We start from the raw sequence: 14,448 nt of genomic DNA on the forward strand, positions 1-14,448 counted from the left end.
CGACGGGTTTCATATTTTATCGCAGCGTCTATGTGTTAGACAGAAATACCGATCTGGAGACTGCCGTGTTGGACAAGACCCAACTGGACCCGCTGACATACCGACACGCCATGAGCCGACTGGCCGGCCACGTCCATATCGTCACTGCCGAACATCGGGGTGAGCGCCGCGGCGTCACCATCACCGCGGCCTGCTCGGTATCGGACAATCCGGCCACGCTTCTCGTTTGCCTCAACGCTACAAATCCGAAGAACGGCATATTCACGGACAGTGGCAGCTTCGCTTTGAACTTGCTCGGCGCCGACCAGATGGACCTCGCTCACGTCTTTTCCGGCAAGAACCATGTCGATCCCACGGCGCGTTTCGAGCATGGTACCTGGGGCACACTCGAAACCGGAGCGCCGGTCTTACAACAGGCTGTTGCGGCGTTCGATTGCCGGCTGATCGATATCAAAACGGTGGCGACGCATATCGTGCTCTTCGGCGAGGTCGTCGCTGTGACGCTCGGCGAGCAAAAACCGGCCTTGGTCTATCTGGACCGGGACTACCGCACGCTATAGATTTTCTCCGAGGGACGGAGGAACCATGACGACTTACGCGAACGGCGCCTTGCCTGCATCCATCCAGGAAACCATGGAGATGCTGGAATCCGGCAACTACCTTGCTGGTACAGCCCTATCGACCGTACTTTTCCTTTCCTTGAAGATGAACCGTCCGCTGTTTCTGGAAGGCGAAGCCGGCGTCGGCAAGACCGAGATTGCCAAGGTTCTGGCGAAGGCCCTCGACAGGCCGCTGATCCGGCTGCAGTGCTATGAAGGCCTGGACGTCTCCTCGGCAGTCTATGAATGGAATTACCCCGCGCAGATGCTGGAAATCCGCCTTTCGGAGGCTTCTGGAGCAGCTGACCGGCGTGCCATCGAAAGCAATATTTTTTCGGAAAAATATCTGATCCGCCGCCCCGTTCTTCAGGCGATCTCAGCCGAAGCCGGGAAGGCGCCTGTCTTCCTGATCGACGAACTCGACCGGACCGACGAAGCCTTCGAGGCTTTTCTGCTGGAAGTGTTGTCCGATTTCCAGGTGACCATTCCCGAACTTGGAACGATCAAGGCCAAGGAGCCGCCGATCGTCATCATCACCACCAACCGGACGCGCGAGGTGCATGATGCGCTGAAGCGCCGCTGTCTTTATCACTGGGTCGATTATCCGAAAGCGGCGCAGGAACTGGAGATAATCCGACGCAAGGTGCCGGGCTGCAACGAAAGCCTGTCGCGCGAGATCGTCGCCTATGTGCAGAAACTTCGGGCAATCGATCTCTTCAAAAATCCCGGCGTCGCCGAAACCATCGACTGGGCGACCGCCTTGACCGAGCTTGACCGGTTGGCGCTCGATCCGGAAACCATTTCCGATACGCTTGGCACGCTCCTCAAGTATCAGGATGATATCGCGCGCATCGAAGGCGGCGACGGCCGCAGGCTACTCGATGAGGTCAAGTCTGAACTTCTGGCGACGGGCTAACCATGGCAACGGCAGCGCAATCCAGCGATGGCGCCATTCTTCCGCTCCTCCCGCCGGGGGACGGGCGGTTCGCCGATAACATCGTCTTCTTTGCCCGGGCGCTGCGCAAGGCGGGTCTGAAGATCGGCCCGGGCGCCGTCGCCGACGCCATCAACGCCGTTCGCCTGATCGGTATCGGATCGCGTGAGGAATTCCATGCCACGCTGCAATCCATCTTCGTCAAGCGGCATGAGGACCAAGCGCTGTTCGATGAGGCGTTCCGCTTGTTCTGGCGATCGCGCGATCTGATAGGCAAGATGATCGCGATGATGTCGCCAGTGGCGCCCGACCATCGCGAGAAGGAAAAGCGGAGAGCAGGCGAGGCGCGGATCAGCGATGCACTGTTTGCCGATCGTGACGCACAGCGGCCGGTGCGGGACGAACCCGATATCGAGGTGGATGCCCGCTTCACGACGTCAGGCCGGGAATTGTTTCGGCAGACGGATTTCGCCCAGATGTCGACGGCGGAGATTGCCCAAGCGAAGAAGGCCATGTCGTCCATGGTTCTGCCGATGGATGAAGTCCGGACGCGTCGATTTCGGCCCTCGCATCGCCAGCAACGCATCGACCCGCGGGCGACCATGCGCGATGCGCTGAAAACGGGGGGCGATCTCATCGTGCCCCGGTTTCGCGCGCCCAAGACCATTCATCCGCCGCTTGTCGTGCTCGCCGATATCTCCGGCTCGATGAGCCAGTACACGCGGATATTCCTGCATTTCCTGCATGTGCTGACCGAAAAACGCCGGCGGGTGCACACGTTCCTGTTCGGCACACGGCTAAGCAATGTCACCCGGCAGATGCGCAACCGCGATCCGGACGAGGCGATGGACGAATGCGTGGCCGCCGTTCGCGACTGGTCGGGCGGCACACGGATCGGCGAGACCTTGCACGAGTTCAATCGCCTCTGGTCGCGGCGCGTCCTGGGTCAGGGGGCGATCGTTCTTCTGATCACCGACGGGCTTGAGCGTGACGATGTCGGTGAACTGGAGGCGGAGATGGATCGGCTGCACCGCTCCTGCCGCCGGTTGATCTGGCTCAATCCGCTCCTGCGCTTCGACGGTTTCGAGGCGCGGGCACGCGGGGTGCGGGCCATGCTACCGCATGTTGACGAATTTCGAGCGGTGCATAACCTTGCGGCGGTGTCGGATCTGGTTGGTGCTCTGACCGGACAGTCGTCGCGGGACGCGGATCCGCGCCGCTTCATGGCGCGGCATTTGGGGAGGAACCAATGATACTGGGGCAGGCATTTGTGCCGGATCCACTGACCGTTGCCGAGCAATGGCGCCTATCCGGTCGAGGCGTGGCCATAGCCACGGTCATCGAGACCTGGGGTTCGGCGCCGCGGCCTGTTGGCAGTCACCTTGTTGTCGATACCGACGGCAATTTCCATGGGTCCGTTTCAGGCGGGTGTGTCGAGGGGGCCGTTGTCGGCGAGGCGATCGAGGTCATCACGTCCGGTACGAGTCGGATTCTCGAATTCGGCGTTGCCGACGAGACGGCCTGGAAGGTCGGGCTGTCCTGCGGCGGCCGTATCCGCGTTCACGTCGAACGTCTGGGATAGCGCCAATGCGACTGGAGCACCTGCAAAGCATCAACAAGGCGCGCGAAAACCGCATTGCCGCTGTCACCGTGACGGCGCTGGATGGCGGTGCCTCCAGTCTCTATCTCGATGGCGAAGCCGTAGATGAAGTTATGGTCCCCGCTGTCCAAACCGCTTTGCGGACAGGGAAATCCGCCATTGTCGAGATCGATGACCGCCCTCTCTTCATCAACGTTTACCTACCGCCTCCGCGTATCGTCGTCATCGGGGCCGTTCATATATCCCAGGCGCTTGCGGGCATGGCGACGCTTGCGGGTTTCGATCTCAGCATCATCGATCCGCGCAGCGCCTTTGCGACGCCGGAGCGATTCGGCCAGACGGCGCTTTTCGCGGACTGGCCGGAGGATGTGTTGAAAGATGCGCCGCTCGATGCTTATACAGCGCTCGTCGCCGTCACCCATGATCCGAAAATCGACGATTTTCCGCTGATATCAGCGCTTGCCGCCGACTGTTTTTATGTCGGTACACTCGGCAGCCGCAAGACCCATGCACGCCGGGTAGAGCGACTGTCGAAGGCCGGGCTGGACGAGGCAGCCATCGCCCGTATCCGCGCGCCGATCGGGCTCGATATTCGTGCCTCCAGCCCCGCCGAAATCGCAGTCTCTATCCTCGCCGAGATCATACAGACGCTGCGTACTCGCGATGTCATGGGCGGGCGGAGCGTATGAAGTTCGGACCGGTCGCAGTGGCTGAGGCCGAGGGTACGGTCCTCGCGCATTCCGCAAAGCTGCTCGACGGCCGCCTGGCGAAAGGTCACCTCCTGTCCGCCGCCGACCTGTGCGCGCTGGAAGCGGCCGGTTTGACCGAAGTCGTGGTCGCACAACTGGAAGCCGGAGATCTTCTGGAGGATGAGGCTGCCCAGCGGATCGCCGATGCGATTAACCGCGATCACTTCACCTTCTCGGCGGCCGCCACCGGCCGCATCAATATTCATGCGGCCGCGGATGGCCTGTTCGTCGCCAGCCGTACAGTCGTCGATCGCCTTAACCGCGTCGATCCGGCGATTACGCTTGCCTGTCTGGGAGATCACGTACCAGTTCGAGCCGGCGACATGGTAGCGACGATCAAGATCATTCCGCTGGCAGTTGCGGGTGAGTTTGTCCAGCAGGCGGCCGCCGTTCTGCGAGACGAAGAAGCCTTTCGGGTGAAGCCGTTTGCCGCGCACCGAGTCGCGCTGATCGCCACGATGCTGCCATCGCTGAAGCCGTCGGTGATGGACAAAACCCGCCGCATTCTCGAGGATCGCCTGCTCCTGTCGGCTAGCACGCTCATCAACGAAATTCGTGTCGCCCATACATCTGAGGCTGTCGCGTCAGCGATTTCCGGGGCGGAGCGGGAAGCGGACATGATCATCGTCTTCGGCGCCTCGGCGGTCGCGGATGCCGACGACGTCATCCCGGCGTCGATCCGGCTTGCCGGCGGCCAGGTCGATCATGTCGGCATGCCCGTCGATCCCGGCAATCTCCTGGTTCTCGGCAAGGTCGGAGAGATTCCGGTCATTGGCGCACCGGGCTGTGCGCGTAGTCCAAAGGAAAACGGCTTCGACTGGATCCTGGATCGTATTCTGGCCGGAGAATGGCCCAGTCCGGAAGACATTACCGGTCTCGGCGTCGGTGGCCTGCTGATGGAAATCCCGACACGTCCGTTGCCACGCGCCTTGACCGGTTTTCAGGAAAAGTCGATTTCGGTTTCCATCGTGCTGTTGGCCGCCGGCAAGGCAAGCCGCATGGGGCAGGCAGGGCAGCACAAGCTTCTCGCCGAGTTCGATGGTATCCCGCTTATTCGCAGAAGTGCCGAGGCCGCGTTGGGCGCTAAAGCCACACGGACCATCGTCGTAACCGGTCACCGCCAGGACGAGATCCGCGCGGCACTTTCCGGGCTCGATGTGGTCACAGTTGAAAATGCCGATTATGCGACGGGCATGGCATCGTCTCTGGTCCACGGCCTGACTTCCATTGCTGCGGATGTGGACGGCGTGTTGGTCATGCTCGCCGACATGCCTTTGGTGACGGCGGAGGATTTGCGGATGCTGATCGAGGTTTTCAAAGCGGAGCACGGCCAGGCAATCATCCGGGCCGTCTCCGGCGGGAAGCGCGGCAATCCGGTCATTCTGCCGCGCTCGACCTTCGAGGCGGTCCGGCAATTGCAGGGCGACATCGGCGCCCGCCATATCATCGAAAGCTCAGGCCTCCCGGTGATCGATGTCGAGATCGGACCGGCCGCGCATCTCGATCTCGACACGCCGGAGGCAATCCTTGCGGCGGGCGGCATTCTGAAAGGTTGATTTGATGGACAATATCGCGATCGAGGAGATGTTTGCCGCTCTCGGCCCCGTCACCGTCAAGCGCATGTTCGGCGGCAAGGGTATCTATTTCGAGGGACTGATTCTCGCGCTGGAGGTAAGCGGCGACATCCTGCTGAAAGCAGATGGTAAGAGCGCGCCGGAATTCGAGGCGGCCGGCAGCGTGCAATGGACCTATGACGGCAAGGGAAAGCCGGTGAAAATGCCCTATTGGTCGATACCGGAAGAGGCATTCGACGATCCGGATGAAATGGCGCGCTGGGTCGGGCTCGCCTACGCGGCAGCCTTGCGGGCCAGGAAATAGGTTCAGGACGTCGTTTGGGCCTTCAACGCCTTGACGGCGTCCTGGGCAAAGACCGAAAGCGGTTGCGGGAGATCGTCGAGCGCATACCAACCGATTTCCGAAAGCTTGTCGGGCTCCATCAACTGGACTTCGCCTGAAAAGTCGTCTGTCACGTAGATAAGCGACACCCAATGCTGGCGGTCGGCCTCGACGCGCTGTTCGCTGAGGCAGAGAAAGCGGGCGGAATGGATCGTCAGGCCGCTTTCCTCTTCCGCTTCGCGGCGTGCGGCGTCGGCGGCCGGTTCCATGTGGTCGACCTTGCCGCCGACAATACTCCAGTGGCCCGCTTCCGGAGCCTTGAGGCGCTTGCAAAGCAAAAGCTTGCCGTCATTCAAGACGGCAAGCCCAGAGCCCACACCGGGGAAATCTATGCCTGGATGCGCCATGCGACTGCCTGGATTATCAGGCCTTGCCGGCGATCAGCATGAAGGCCGGAATGTCGTCGCCAAAGCCGATCGGCGTCGGGCCGTCGTCCTGGTCGCGGCGGTAGCGATTGCGGCGATCGCGGTTGTCGTCGTTGGCAGGATACGGCTGAGGAGCAGGGCGATTGCTGTTACGGCCGGCATTCTGCGGTTTCGTGTCTGCCTTGCGTTCTGGTCTCACAGGTTCTGCCTTTGCTACGACTGGTTCGGGGGCTGCAGGAATATCGTCTGATTTGGTGTCCGATTTGTGACCGGCCACGGCCTGATCCGTTGACGGGCGGGGAGCGCGATCACGATCCTTGTCATTGCGGCGTCCGCCGCGCTTGCCGTCACGGCCGCCGCGCTCGGACTTGCCGCTGTCGTGGCTTTCCATCGGGGCGGGCAGGGCGGAGAGGTCGCCGTTCAGCCATTCGATCTTCTTGTCGATCAGTTTTTCGATTGCATCGTAAAACTTCGTATCGCGCTTGGACACCAGCGTGAAGGCGGCACCCGAGCGTCCCGCGCGGCCGGTACGACCAATGCGGTGGACATAGTCTTCGGCATGAATCGGCACGTCGAAATTGAAAACGTGGCTGACATCGGGAATATCAAGGCCGCGGGCCGCGACGTCGGACGCGACAAGCAGCTTGATCTGGCCATCCTTGAAACTCGCCAGCATCTTCGTGCGCGAGCTCTGGTCCATGTCGCCATGCAGCGCGCCGACCGAGAAGCCGTGCCGGCTCAGTGAGCGGAACAGATCGGCGACATCGAGCTTGCGATTGCAGAAGATGATGGCGTTCTTCAGATCTTCCTGCGCGTTGATCAGATCGCGCAGGATGGCGCGCTTCTCGTAGTCTTTCGAATGGGTGGCTACGAGGCGCTGCGTCACGGTCGTTGCCGTCGAAGAACGGGCAGACACTTCCACGCGCTCCGGGTTCTGCAGGAAGCGATCGGCCAGCTTCTGGATTTCGGGCGGCATGGTGGCCGAGAAGAACAGCGTCTGGCGCGTGAACGGGATCAGCTTGGCAATGCGCTCGATATCGGGGATGAAGCCCATGTCGAGCATGCGGTCGGCTTCGTCGATGACCAGGATTTCAACGCCGGTCATCAGCAGCTTGCCGCGCTCGCAGTGGTCGAGCAGACGGCCCGGCGTGCAGATCAGCACATCCGCACCGCGTTCAAGCTTGCGGTCCTGTTCATCGAAGGACACGCCACCGATCAGCAGCGCAACGTTCAGCTTGTGATTCTTGCCGTACTTTTCGAAGTTCTCTGCAACCTGGGCGGCCAGTTCGCGCGTCGGCTCGAGAATGAGCGTGCGCGGCATGCGGGCGCGGGCGCGGCCCTTTTCCAGAAGCGTCAGCATCGGCAGCACGAAGGACGCGGTCTTGCCGGTTCCCGTCTGGGCGATGCCAAGGATATCACGCCGCTGCAGAGCTGGCGGAATGGCGCCTGCCTGGATCGGTGTCGGGATGCTGTAGCCCGCATCTGTCACTGCGGTAAGAACTTTTTGGCTCAGGCCAAGGTCTGAAAAAGTGGTCAATTGGAAATCTGTTTCCGTTCCGGTTCTGTCGAACTCTGGTCAATCGGCGCATGCATAAATTGCCGTTGCTGGGGCTCTTAGTCCCATAGTATGACAAAGTCAAGAAAACCGGTGGTTTGACGGTGGAGAGAGTCAATAAACCTTCGCCCGACAACAACATAGCACGAAATCGAACTGCGGATCGTTGCCATGCAATAGCTGAACTGCCGTAACGTCAGTTGATGTAGTGGCTGAGCTTGATGCCGGCAGTGAGAAACCGCATGGGATCGACGGCTTCGCCGTTGAGGCGGACTTCGTAGTGAAGATGCGGGCCGGTCGAGCGGCCGGTGCTGCCGGAGCGGCCGATCGCTTCGCCCGAAGAGATCTTGTCGCCGACATTGACCAGGATCGTGGACAGGTGCGCGTAACGGGTGGTGATACCGTTGCCATGGTCGATTTCGACCATGTTGCCATAACCGCCGTTCTTGCCGGCGGCGATCACAGTTCCCGGTGCGGTCGCGACGACCCGTGTTCCGACGGAAGCGCGAAAATCGATACCAGCATGCAAGGCGAGACGACCGAGGAAAGGGTCCAGCCTGTTTCCGAACCGGCTGGTAATATCGCTTTGCGGGGAGGGGTTGTTGAACGGCAGTTTTTTCGCCTGGCTGCGCACCTGCTCCAGCCGCGCCAGTGCGGAATCGAGAGCTACCAATGAATTGTCGAATGCCCCTGCAGTTTCGGGTTCAACGAATGGGCCGCCGACGGCCGCGACGTCCGTCGTCTCGCCAATTTGTGGCGCAAGCGCTTCAGCTGGAAGATCGACACCCGTTCGCGCGAGAATGCCAACGATGGCGTCGGTCGCTTCCGCCGCGCCAGCGGTCAGTCCCTCGATGCGACTTTTCTGCTGCTGCTCGATATCCTTCAGCGACAGGGTGACCTTGGAAAACATCCGGTCAGCCCTGTCAGACAGGGTCTCCCGGCCGCCTGTCGGTGCGTAGGCCAACGCAACGTCCGGTGCCTTTTTGTCGCCCATGCCCATCAGGCGTTCGATTGCCTTAATGCCTCCACTGGCGTCGGCGCGCTTTTCGAGCGCCTGAGGGGTAATGACCGATGGCGTTTCCTTTGCGGAAACACCTGATTCCTCGGCTCTGTCGAGCAGTGTGTCGAGCTTGCCATGTCGCGAGGTCAGAGCCATCTGCTGCTGCAGGAGTTTTTCGACCTTATCTTCTACGACCTGCTGGTCGAGCAACTGGCGGCTGGTGACGCGGTCAACTTGGGCGCGCAACGCGGCGATCCGGTCTTCATATTCGTGTTGCATGCGCGCCTGGCGCGCCATGGTGCCGCCGATCAGGTCATCGCGCAGAACGAGGTAGGAGGTCGCAGCCAGGTAACCAATGGAGAAAACGGAAACGAAGCAAACCGACAATGCGGCCATCCAGGGCCGTAAGGTCATATGCCGGACCTTGTCGCCGCTGGCGAGAATGATGATGTGCTTTTGTGCGCGCTTGCCGAAGACCCGGTTTTCCGTAGACATCAACCCACCCCACAGCGTGCGGAAAAACACGTTTTTTGATGGAGTGATTAGACACTGTTAAGGTTAACAAAGCCTTGAGATCAAATATTTGCCGAGGCGGTCATCGACCGGTAGAAAGAGGGCGTGAGGCCAGCTTCGGCTCTGGCGATATCGTTGAAAGGCGCTTTGAGCGGCCCTCGAAAATTGGCCCGAACGAGCGCTTGAAAGGCTGCCGTGGGGTCCTTTTTCTGGCGCGCGCAGAGGAACCGGAACCATTTCGCGCCAACCGCGACATGGCCCTTTTCGTCTTCGTAGATGACGTCGAGAACGGCCGCGCTCTCGTGGTCGCCGGTCTCGCGCATCTTCGTCTGCAGCGCCGGCGTGACGTCGAGGCCCCGCGCTTCGAGAATCAGGGGAACCACAGCCAACCGGGCGGTGAGGTCGTTGCGTGTATCGTGCGCTGCCTGCCATAGACCATCATGCGCAGGCAGGTCGCCGTAATCAGCGCCCAATGCCCGCAGGCGGTCACGCACCATTCGAAAATGCTTTGCCTCCTCGAAGGCAACCCGCATCCAGCCGTCGAAGAAGGAGTTCGGAACGGGCTCGGAAGCAAAGCGTGCAACGATATCAAGCGCGAGATCGACCGCGTTCAGTTCGATATGGGCGATGGCATGGAGCAGGGCGATTCGCCCCCTGAGACTGGTAAGCGCCCGCCGCGGTACCTTTTGCGGTGCGATCAGTTCCGGCTTTTCAGGGCGCCCCGGCCGATCCGGAGGCATCGTGTCGAGCGGTGTGCGCAAGGACAGCCGGCGCTCGTTCCATCGCCGGGCCGTTTCCTGTGCGAGCAACGTCTTCAGGTCGAGGTCGGCAGCATTGATGGCTTGGGCGGCGCCGTCGCGCAGGCTGCGGATGGATGGCAGTTCCGTCATTGTTCCATATCTGCCGTGGCAAGGTCTTTGGCAGCTGCCAGCACCTCTTCGGCATGGCCGGAGACCTTCACCTTTTCCCAAATCCTGCGAATGACGCCATCGCGATCGATCAACAACGTGGTACGCTCGACACCCATATATTTGCGACCATACAGGCTCTTTTCCACCCAGACGCCGTAGGCGTTGACGACGCTCTTTTCCTCGTCGGCGGCGAGAATGACGGAAAGATCGTATTTCCTGGCGAACTTGTCGTGCTTTTTCACCGAATCGGGCGAGAGCCCGATAATGACGGTTCCAACGGATGCGAATTCATCCTTTAGCCCGGTAAAGGCGATCGATTCGGTTGTACAACTGCTTGTGTCATCCTTCGGATAAAAAAACAGAACCACTGCCTTTCCCCGCAACTCCGACAGGGAGACAGTGCCGCCGCCGTCGCGCGGAAGGGTAAAATCCGGTGCAATCGCACCTTCTGTCATTCTTGCCATGGATAATCCTTTTTTCTGCGGCAAACGCTGCGGCCGTGCCGCCGGAGCCTTATGCGCCGGAACGGCCCGCGTCCAGCGCCGCGTAACCTCAAAACGGTACAACGGCCCTGTCGAGTGGGCTACAGGACAGACATCGTTTGCCCTGCCGTTGGTCTTTAACTACTGTGGACGAACGAAAAAGCTAGGCGGCGACGTGTCGCAACAATGGCATACAGGGAACGGAAACTCGAACGAAGTGAGCCATGCATGCCGCATGCAGCGTGCATGCGTTGGGTTGAAGTCTCGGAAACGGGAGCTTCGATAGCGCGCAGATTGGATACGGATCGCATGATTGCCTTCAAGATTTCCGGAGAATACCTGAACTGATGAGTGAAATCCGCGGCGAAAAGGTTTCGTTTCGCAAGCAAGACATTGTCGCTCTGCATTCTCTGCCATCGGCGCAGGCGCACGATCCGTGTATCGTGCATGCGCCTGTGCAACGCGGCATGGTGCGCCTGATCTTCAGCGCGGCGATTATCATCAGCGCTCTGTTCTTTCTGGTCGGTGCCGTTGTTCTGACGATGATCGAGAGCGGTGTCCTCGACAGGCCGCTCAATGCGCGGGCCAAAACAGCGCTGAATTCGGCAATCGGTGCGGGCTATCACGCTGAGGTCGGCAGCACGGTCCTCCGGCTCACGGGCAATGGCGCGCTGGCTCTCAAGGCGCAGGATGTGACGCTCGTCGAAAATGCGTCCGACAAGCGTCTCGTGACGACCAATTCGGTTTTCATCGAACTCAATCCGCTGGCATTGTTGAGCGGCCGCATTTCGGTCTCGCGTATCGAGGCCGAGGGCGCGATGCTGGATGCGGCCCTGCTGCCGCAGGGAAAGCCCCTCGATCTGACGGCTATCCGCGTCAGCCATGTCGAGGACGGACTCGAGACGATCTTCAAGCAGATGGATGCGATATCGAAACTGATCGATCGCTCCAACACGGAGATTGTGCGCCTTGCCGATCTCAAGCTGTCCTTCGCCGGGCCCCGCAAGCGCGTCGTCCCGGTCGTCGTCGAATCGCTCGATTTCAAGCGGGGAACTGACGGTTCCATGCAGATCGATGGCCTGTTCAACATCGATGGGGAAAGCGCCGAACTGCATCTGCGCACGGACAGGGAGAACGGTCGCGTCAGCGAGATCGACGGCGCGGCAATGGGATTGCCATTGTCCGCCTTGCTCTACCGCCCACAGGCGGGGACGGAACTTGCCTTCGGGATCAGGAGCAATGCCGATCTGAGCATCAGGGCGACACGTGCCGGCGAAGGCATCGTGCCAACGTTGCGGCTTAATGGCCGATCGAGCGGCGGAACGTTCGATGCCGGCGGATTTACCTCTCAGTTGCTGCCCTCGGAACTCAACGTTACCTATGACTTTACCCGCGACCGAATCGAGATCATGCCGTCGATGGTGCGGGTCGGGCGTTCGACCTTCCCGTTTACAGGGGCGGTCGCGGATCTGGATGCCGCGGAGGCCGCAGGCGCCAAGGGGTTCTCGCTCGACCTCCTCGTCCAGTCGGCGAGTTCATCGCCCACGGATGTGACCGAGACGCCGTTGACCTTCGACGCGAAGGCCAGTGGCCGTTTCCTGTCAGAAAATCACCAATTGGTTTTCAACGAACTGACGGTCGCCAGTGCTCTCGGCAACGCGGCGGGTTCGCTGGCCATGACCTTTGGTGATACATCCCCACAGGTCAGCTTCGCACTGCTGGCGCCCAGGCTCCAGTCGGCGGCTGTCAAGCAATTGTGGCCCTGGTGGGTCGGCAAGACCGCGCGGCGGTGGGTGATCAACAATATCTATGGTGGCACAGTCACGGACGGTCGCATCGAAGTCTTCCTGCCGATGGGACGGGTCACCCGCACGGTTGGGCCGATCGACCTGAACGCCGAGGAATTGAATGTCCGGTTCCACATCGACGATGCGCGCGTCAACTTGGCAGGCGACATTCCGCCCCTGCGGGATGCCTCGGGAGATTTCACACTGAAGGGTGAGCGCCTGGATGTGGCGATCAGCCGAGGAACGGCCTATTTTCCATCCGGTCGTTCCGTCAGCCTGAACGGCGGCGATTTTGTCATCCCGAATACCTATCAGAAGCCCTTGATCGCCGAGATGAAGCTGGATGTCGCCGGCAAGGCCGACGCGATCGCGGAACTCGTCAGCTACCGGCCCCTTCTTGCCCTGCAGAAAACACCTTTCAAGGTCGAGGACTTTTCCGGCGACCTGACCGCCCAGGTGGGCGCGCGTTTCGGGCTCGTGACGGCCCAGAAGCCGCCGCCTCCACAATGGCAGGCTGAAATGCTGTTGAACGGTGTTTCGCTCAACAAGCCGATGAGCGGTCGCATGCTGTCCGATATCAGGGGAACGCTCAGGATAGATCCGCAACAGGCGGTCCTCGAGGCGAAGGCCCAGATCGATGGCACGCCAATGGATGTGGAATTGACCGAGCCTGTCGGTGCTAAGAGTCCTGCCAAGCGGCAACGCAGGATATCCGGGACGCTGCAGGAGGCCGCATTGACCAAATTGGCCCCGGGCCTATCCGGCATCATCGGCGGCCCGGTTTCGCTGGATATATCGGTCGATGATGAGAACAGGCAGGCGATCACGGCGGATCTTGAGGATGCAACGATTTCGCTGCCGTGGATCGGTTGGTCGAAGGGCGCCGGCATCGATGCCAAGGCGACGTTCTCCGTCCTTACCAACGAGGGCGTTACCGAGATCGACGATCTTGAACTCGATGGCGACAATTTCGGCGCCAGGGGCAAGCTGCTTGTCGATAAATCCGGCCTGAGTTCGGGGCAGTTCACATCGGTGCAACTGGCGAAAGGCGACAATTATGCGGTGCGGATCAATCGGCGGAAGACCGGTTTTGCCGTCAACGTTGTCGGCAGCACAGCAGATGTCCGACCGGTGCTGGATAGTCTGCGCAATTCCAGCAGTCAGGACGGTTCGGATGGAAAGCAGATCACGCTGGAAGCGAATCTCGACAAGGTTTCAGGATTTCACAGTGAAGCATTGTCGAATTTCAGCTTGAGTTATGCCGGTCGGGGTAGGGACATGGACATGCTCAACCTGTCGGCGGTTACCGACAGCGGCCAGGCGGTTGTCGCCAAGCTTGAGGCGAACGGTGCCGACAATACGTTGAACCTGACCAGCGGAGATGCCGGCTCTCTGGCGCGATTCGCCAATCTCTACAGCAACATGCGGGGCGGACTTCTCAATCTGAAACTGCGAGACCGCGGTGCCGGCTCCTGGCGCGGCAATGTCGATATCCGCAAGTTTTCCCTGATCGATGAGGAAAGACTGAAATCCATCGTGTCGACGCCGACGGGAGCCGACGGCCGCAGCCTCAACCAGGCGGTCAAGAAGGATATCAATGTCAGCTCGGCCCGCTTCGAGCGCGGTTTTGCCAACCTGCAACTCGACAACGGCATTGTCGCCGTCGACGGCGGCGTCGTACGGGGCGTCGATGTCGGTGCGACCTTCCAGGGGACCGTCCGCGACAAGAACGGCAACATGGACATGACCGGCACGTTCATGCCTGCCTATGGTCTCAATCGTCTATTTGGGGAATTGCCGATCATCGGCGTCCTACTCGGCAACGGCCGGGATCGCGGGCTGCTCGGCATTACCTTCAAGCTGGAAGGTCCGTTCTCCAAGCCGAACCTGACGATCAACCCGCTATCGATCATCGCACCGGGCGTCTTCCGTAGCATCTTCGAATTCCAATAAAAAACCGGCGGGGGCGCCGCCGGTTTCAAACGTCTCGGGAATAG

13 protein-coding genes are annotated in these 14,448 nt (G+C 60.5%); 8 read left to right on the top strand and 5 right to left on the bottom strand.

Annotated features, from left to right (window positions below; all coding sequences use genetic code 11):
• Positions 1-110 precede the first annotated feature (110 nt).
• From ASG68_RS21250 to ASG68_RS21280, 7 genes are read left to right on the top strand one after another with little or no spacing between them, the layout of a single operon-like run.
• Positions 111-560 carry a flavin reductase family protein gene (locus ASG68_RS21250; RefSeq protein ID WP_244484303.1) on the top strand — a complete coding sequence of 150 codons (450 nt, stop codon included), beginning with the start codon at positions 111-113 and terminating at the stop codon, positions 558-560.
• Between the two features lie 25 nt (positions 561-585).
• Positions 586-1,515 carry an AAA family ATPase gene (locus ASG68_RS21255; RefSeq protein WP_062580779.1) on the top strand — a complete coding sequence of 310 codons (930 nt, stop codon included), beginning with the start codon at positions 586-588 and terminating at the stop codon, positions 1,513-1,515.
• A 2-nt stretch (positions 1,516-1,517) separates the two neighbouring features.
• Positions 1,518-2,786, top strand: coding sequence for a vWA domain-containing protein (locus ASG68_RS21260; RefSeq protein ID WP_062580781.1), 1,269 nt, complete (start codon positions 1,518-1,520; stop codon positions 2,784-2,786).
• Complete coding sequence (locus ASG68_RS21265) at positions 2,783-3,115, top strand: XdhC family protein (protein ID WP_062580783.1); 333 nt, start codon at positions 2,783-2,785, stop codon at positions 3,113-3,115. The genes ASG68_RS21260 and ASG68_RS21265 overlap by 4 nt, the downstream gene beginning before the upstream one ends.
• Positions 3,116-3,120: 5 nt before the next feature.
• Positions 3,121-3,822, top strand: a complete 702-nt coding sequence (locus ASG68_RS21270; RefSeq protein ID WP_062610083.1) for an XdhC family protein — start codon at positions 3,121-3,123, stop codon at positions 3,820-3,822.
• On the top strand, positions 3,819-5,438 hold the full coding sequence (locus ASG68_RS21275; protein ID WP_062580787.1) for an NTP transferase domain-containing protein: 1,620 nt from the start codon (positions 3,819-3,821) through the stop codon (positions 5,436-5,438). The genes ASG68_RS21270 and ASG68_RS21275 overlap by 4 nt, the downstream gene beginning before the upstream one ends.
• A 4-nt stretch (positions 5,439-5,442) precedes the next feature.
• Complete coding sequence (locus tag ASG68_RS21280; RefSeq protein ID WP_062580789.1) at positions 5,443-5,760, top strand: TfoX/Sxy family protein; 318 nt, start codon at positions 5,443-5,445, stop codon at positions 5,758-5,760.
• 2 nt (positions 5,761-5,762) lie between these two features.
• Here ASG68_RS21280 and ASG68_RS21285 read toward each other — a convergent pair whose 3' ends face one another.
• From ASG68_RS21285 to ASG68_RS21305, 5 genes are all read right to left on the bottom strand, one after another.
• Positions 5,763-6,185, bottom strand: coding sequence for an NUDIX domain-containing protein (locus tag ASG68_RS21285; RefSeq protein ID WP_062580791.1), 423 nt, complete (start codon positions 6,183-6,185; stop codon positions 5,763-5,765).
• A gap of 16 nt (positions 6,186-6,201) precedes the next feature.
• Positions 6,202-7,740: a DEAD/DEAH box helicase gene (locus ASG68_RS21290; RefSeq protein WP_062580793.1), complete on the bottom strand. Its 1,539-nt coding sequence runs from the start codon at positions 7,738-7,740 to the stop codon at positions 6,202-6,204.
• A 214-nt stretch (positions 7,741-7,954) separates the two neighbouring features.
• Positions 7,955-9,253, bottom strand: coding sequence for a peptidoglycan DD-metalloendopeptidase family protein (locus tag ASG68_RS21295; RefSeq protein ID WP_062580796.1), 1,299 nt, complete (start codon positions 9,251-9,253; stop codon positions 7,955-7,957).
• A gap of 80 nt (positions 9,254-9,333) precedes the next feature.
• Positions 9,334-10,161: a ferritin-like domain-containing protein gene (locus tag ASG68_RS21300; protein WP_062580798.1), complete on the bottom strand. Its 828-nt coding sequence runs from the start codon at positions 10,159-10,161 to the stop codon at positions 9,334-9,336.
• Entirely contained in the window at positions 10,158-10,646 is a 489-nt protein-coding gene (locus ASG68_RS21305) for a peroxiredoxin (RefSeq protein ID WP_062580799.1), read from the bottom strand. Before ASG68_RS21305 ends, ASG68_RS21300 begins: the two co-directional genes overlap by 4 nt.
• Positions 10,647-11,011: 365 nt before the next feature.
• Here ASG68_RS21305 and ASG68_RS21310 point away from each other — a divergent pair, with 365 nt between their 5' ends.
• Positions 11,012-14,404 (top strand): DUF3971 domain-containing protein, encoded by a 3,393-nt coding sequence (locus tag ASG68_RS21310; RefSeq protein WP_062580801.1) that lies wholly within the window; start codon positions 11,012-11,014, stop codon positions 14,402-14,404.
• The last annotated feature ends 44 nt before the right edge of the window (positions 14,405-14,448 follow it).

This window comes from Rhizobium sp. Leaf453 (assembly GCF_001425605.1).
Classification (GTDB): domain Bacteria; phylum Pseudomonadota; class Alphaproteobacteria; order Rhizobiales; family Rhizobiaceae; genus Pararhizobium.

What these genes read in the sequence shown, in the direction of transcription:
- ASG68_RS21250 (WP_244484303.1), top strand. Translation starts at nt 111, where the DNA reads ATGAGCCGACTGGCCGGCCACGTCCATATCGTCACTGCCGAACATCGG.
- ASG68_RS21255 (WP_062580779.1), top strand. Translation starts at nt 586, where the DNA reads ATGACGACTTACGCGAACGGCGCCTTGCCTGCATCCATCCAGGAAACC.
- ASG68_RS21260 (WP_062580781.1), top strand. Translation starts at nt 1,518, where the DNA reads ATGGCAACGGCAGCGCAATCCAGCGATGGCGCCATTCTTCCGCTCCTC.
- ASG68_RS21265 (WP_062580783.1), top strand. Translation starts at nt 2,783, where the DNA reads ATGATACTGGGGCAGGCATTTGTGCCGGATCCACTGACCGTTGCCGAG.
- ASG68_RS21270 (WP_062610083.1), top strand. Translation starts at nt 3,121, where the DNA reads ATGCGACTGGAGCACCTGCAAAGCATCAACAAGGCGCGCGAAAACCGC.
- ASG68_RS21275 (WP_062580787.1), top strand. Translation starts at nt 3,819, where the DNA reads ATGAAGTTCGGACCGGTCGCAGTGGCTGAGGCCGAGGGTACGGTCCTC.
- ASG68_RS21280 (WP_062580789.1), top strand. Translation starts at nt 5,443, where the DNA reads ATGGACAATATCGCGATCGAGGAGATGTTTGCCGCTCTCGGCCCCGTC.
- ASG68_RS21285 (WP_062580791.1), bottom strand. Translation starts at nt 6,185, where the DNA reads ATGGCGCATCCAGGCATAGATTTCCCCGGTGTGGGCTCTGGGCTTGCC.
- ASG68_RS21295 (WP_062580796.1), bottom strand. Translation starts at nt 9,253, where the DNA reads ATGTCTACGGAAAACCGGGTCTTCGGCAAGCGCGCACAAAAGCACATC.
- ASG68_RS21300 (WP_062580798.1), bottom strand. Translation starts at nt 10,161, where the DNA reads ATGACGGAACTGCCATCCATCCGCAGCCTGCGCGACGGCGCCGCCCAA.
- ASG68_RS21305 (WP_062580799.1), bottom strand. Translation starts at nt 10,646, where the DNA reads ATGGCAAGAATGACAGAAGGTGCGATTGCACCGGATTTTACCCTTCCG.
- ASG68_RS21310 (WP_062580801.1), top strand. Translation starts at nt 11,012, where the DNA reads ATGAGTGAAATCCGCGGCGAAAAGGTTTCGTTTCGCAAGCAAGACATT.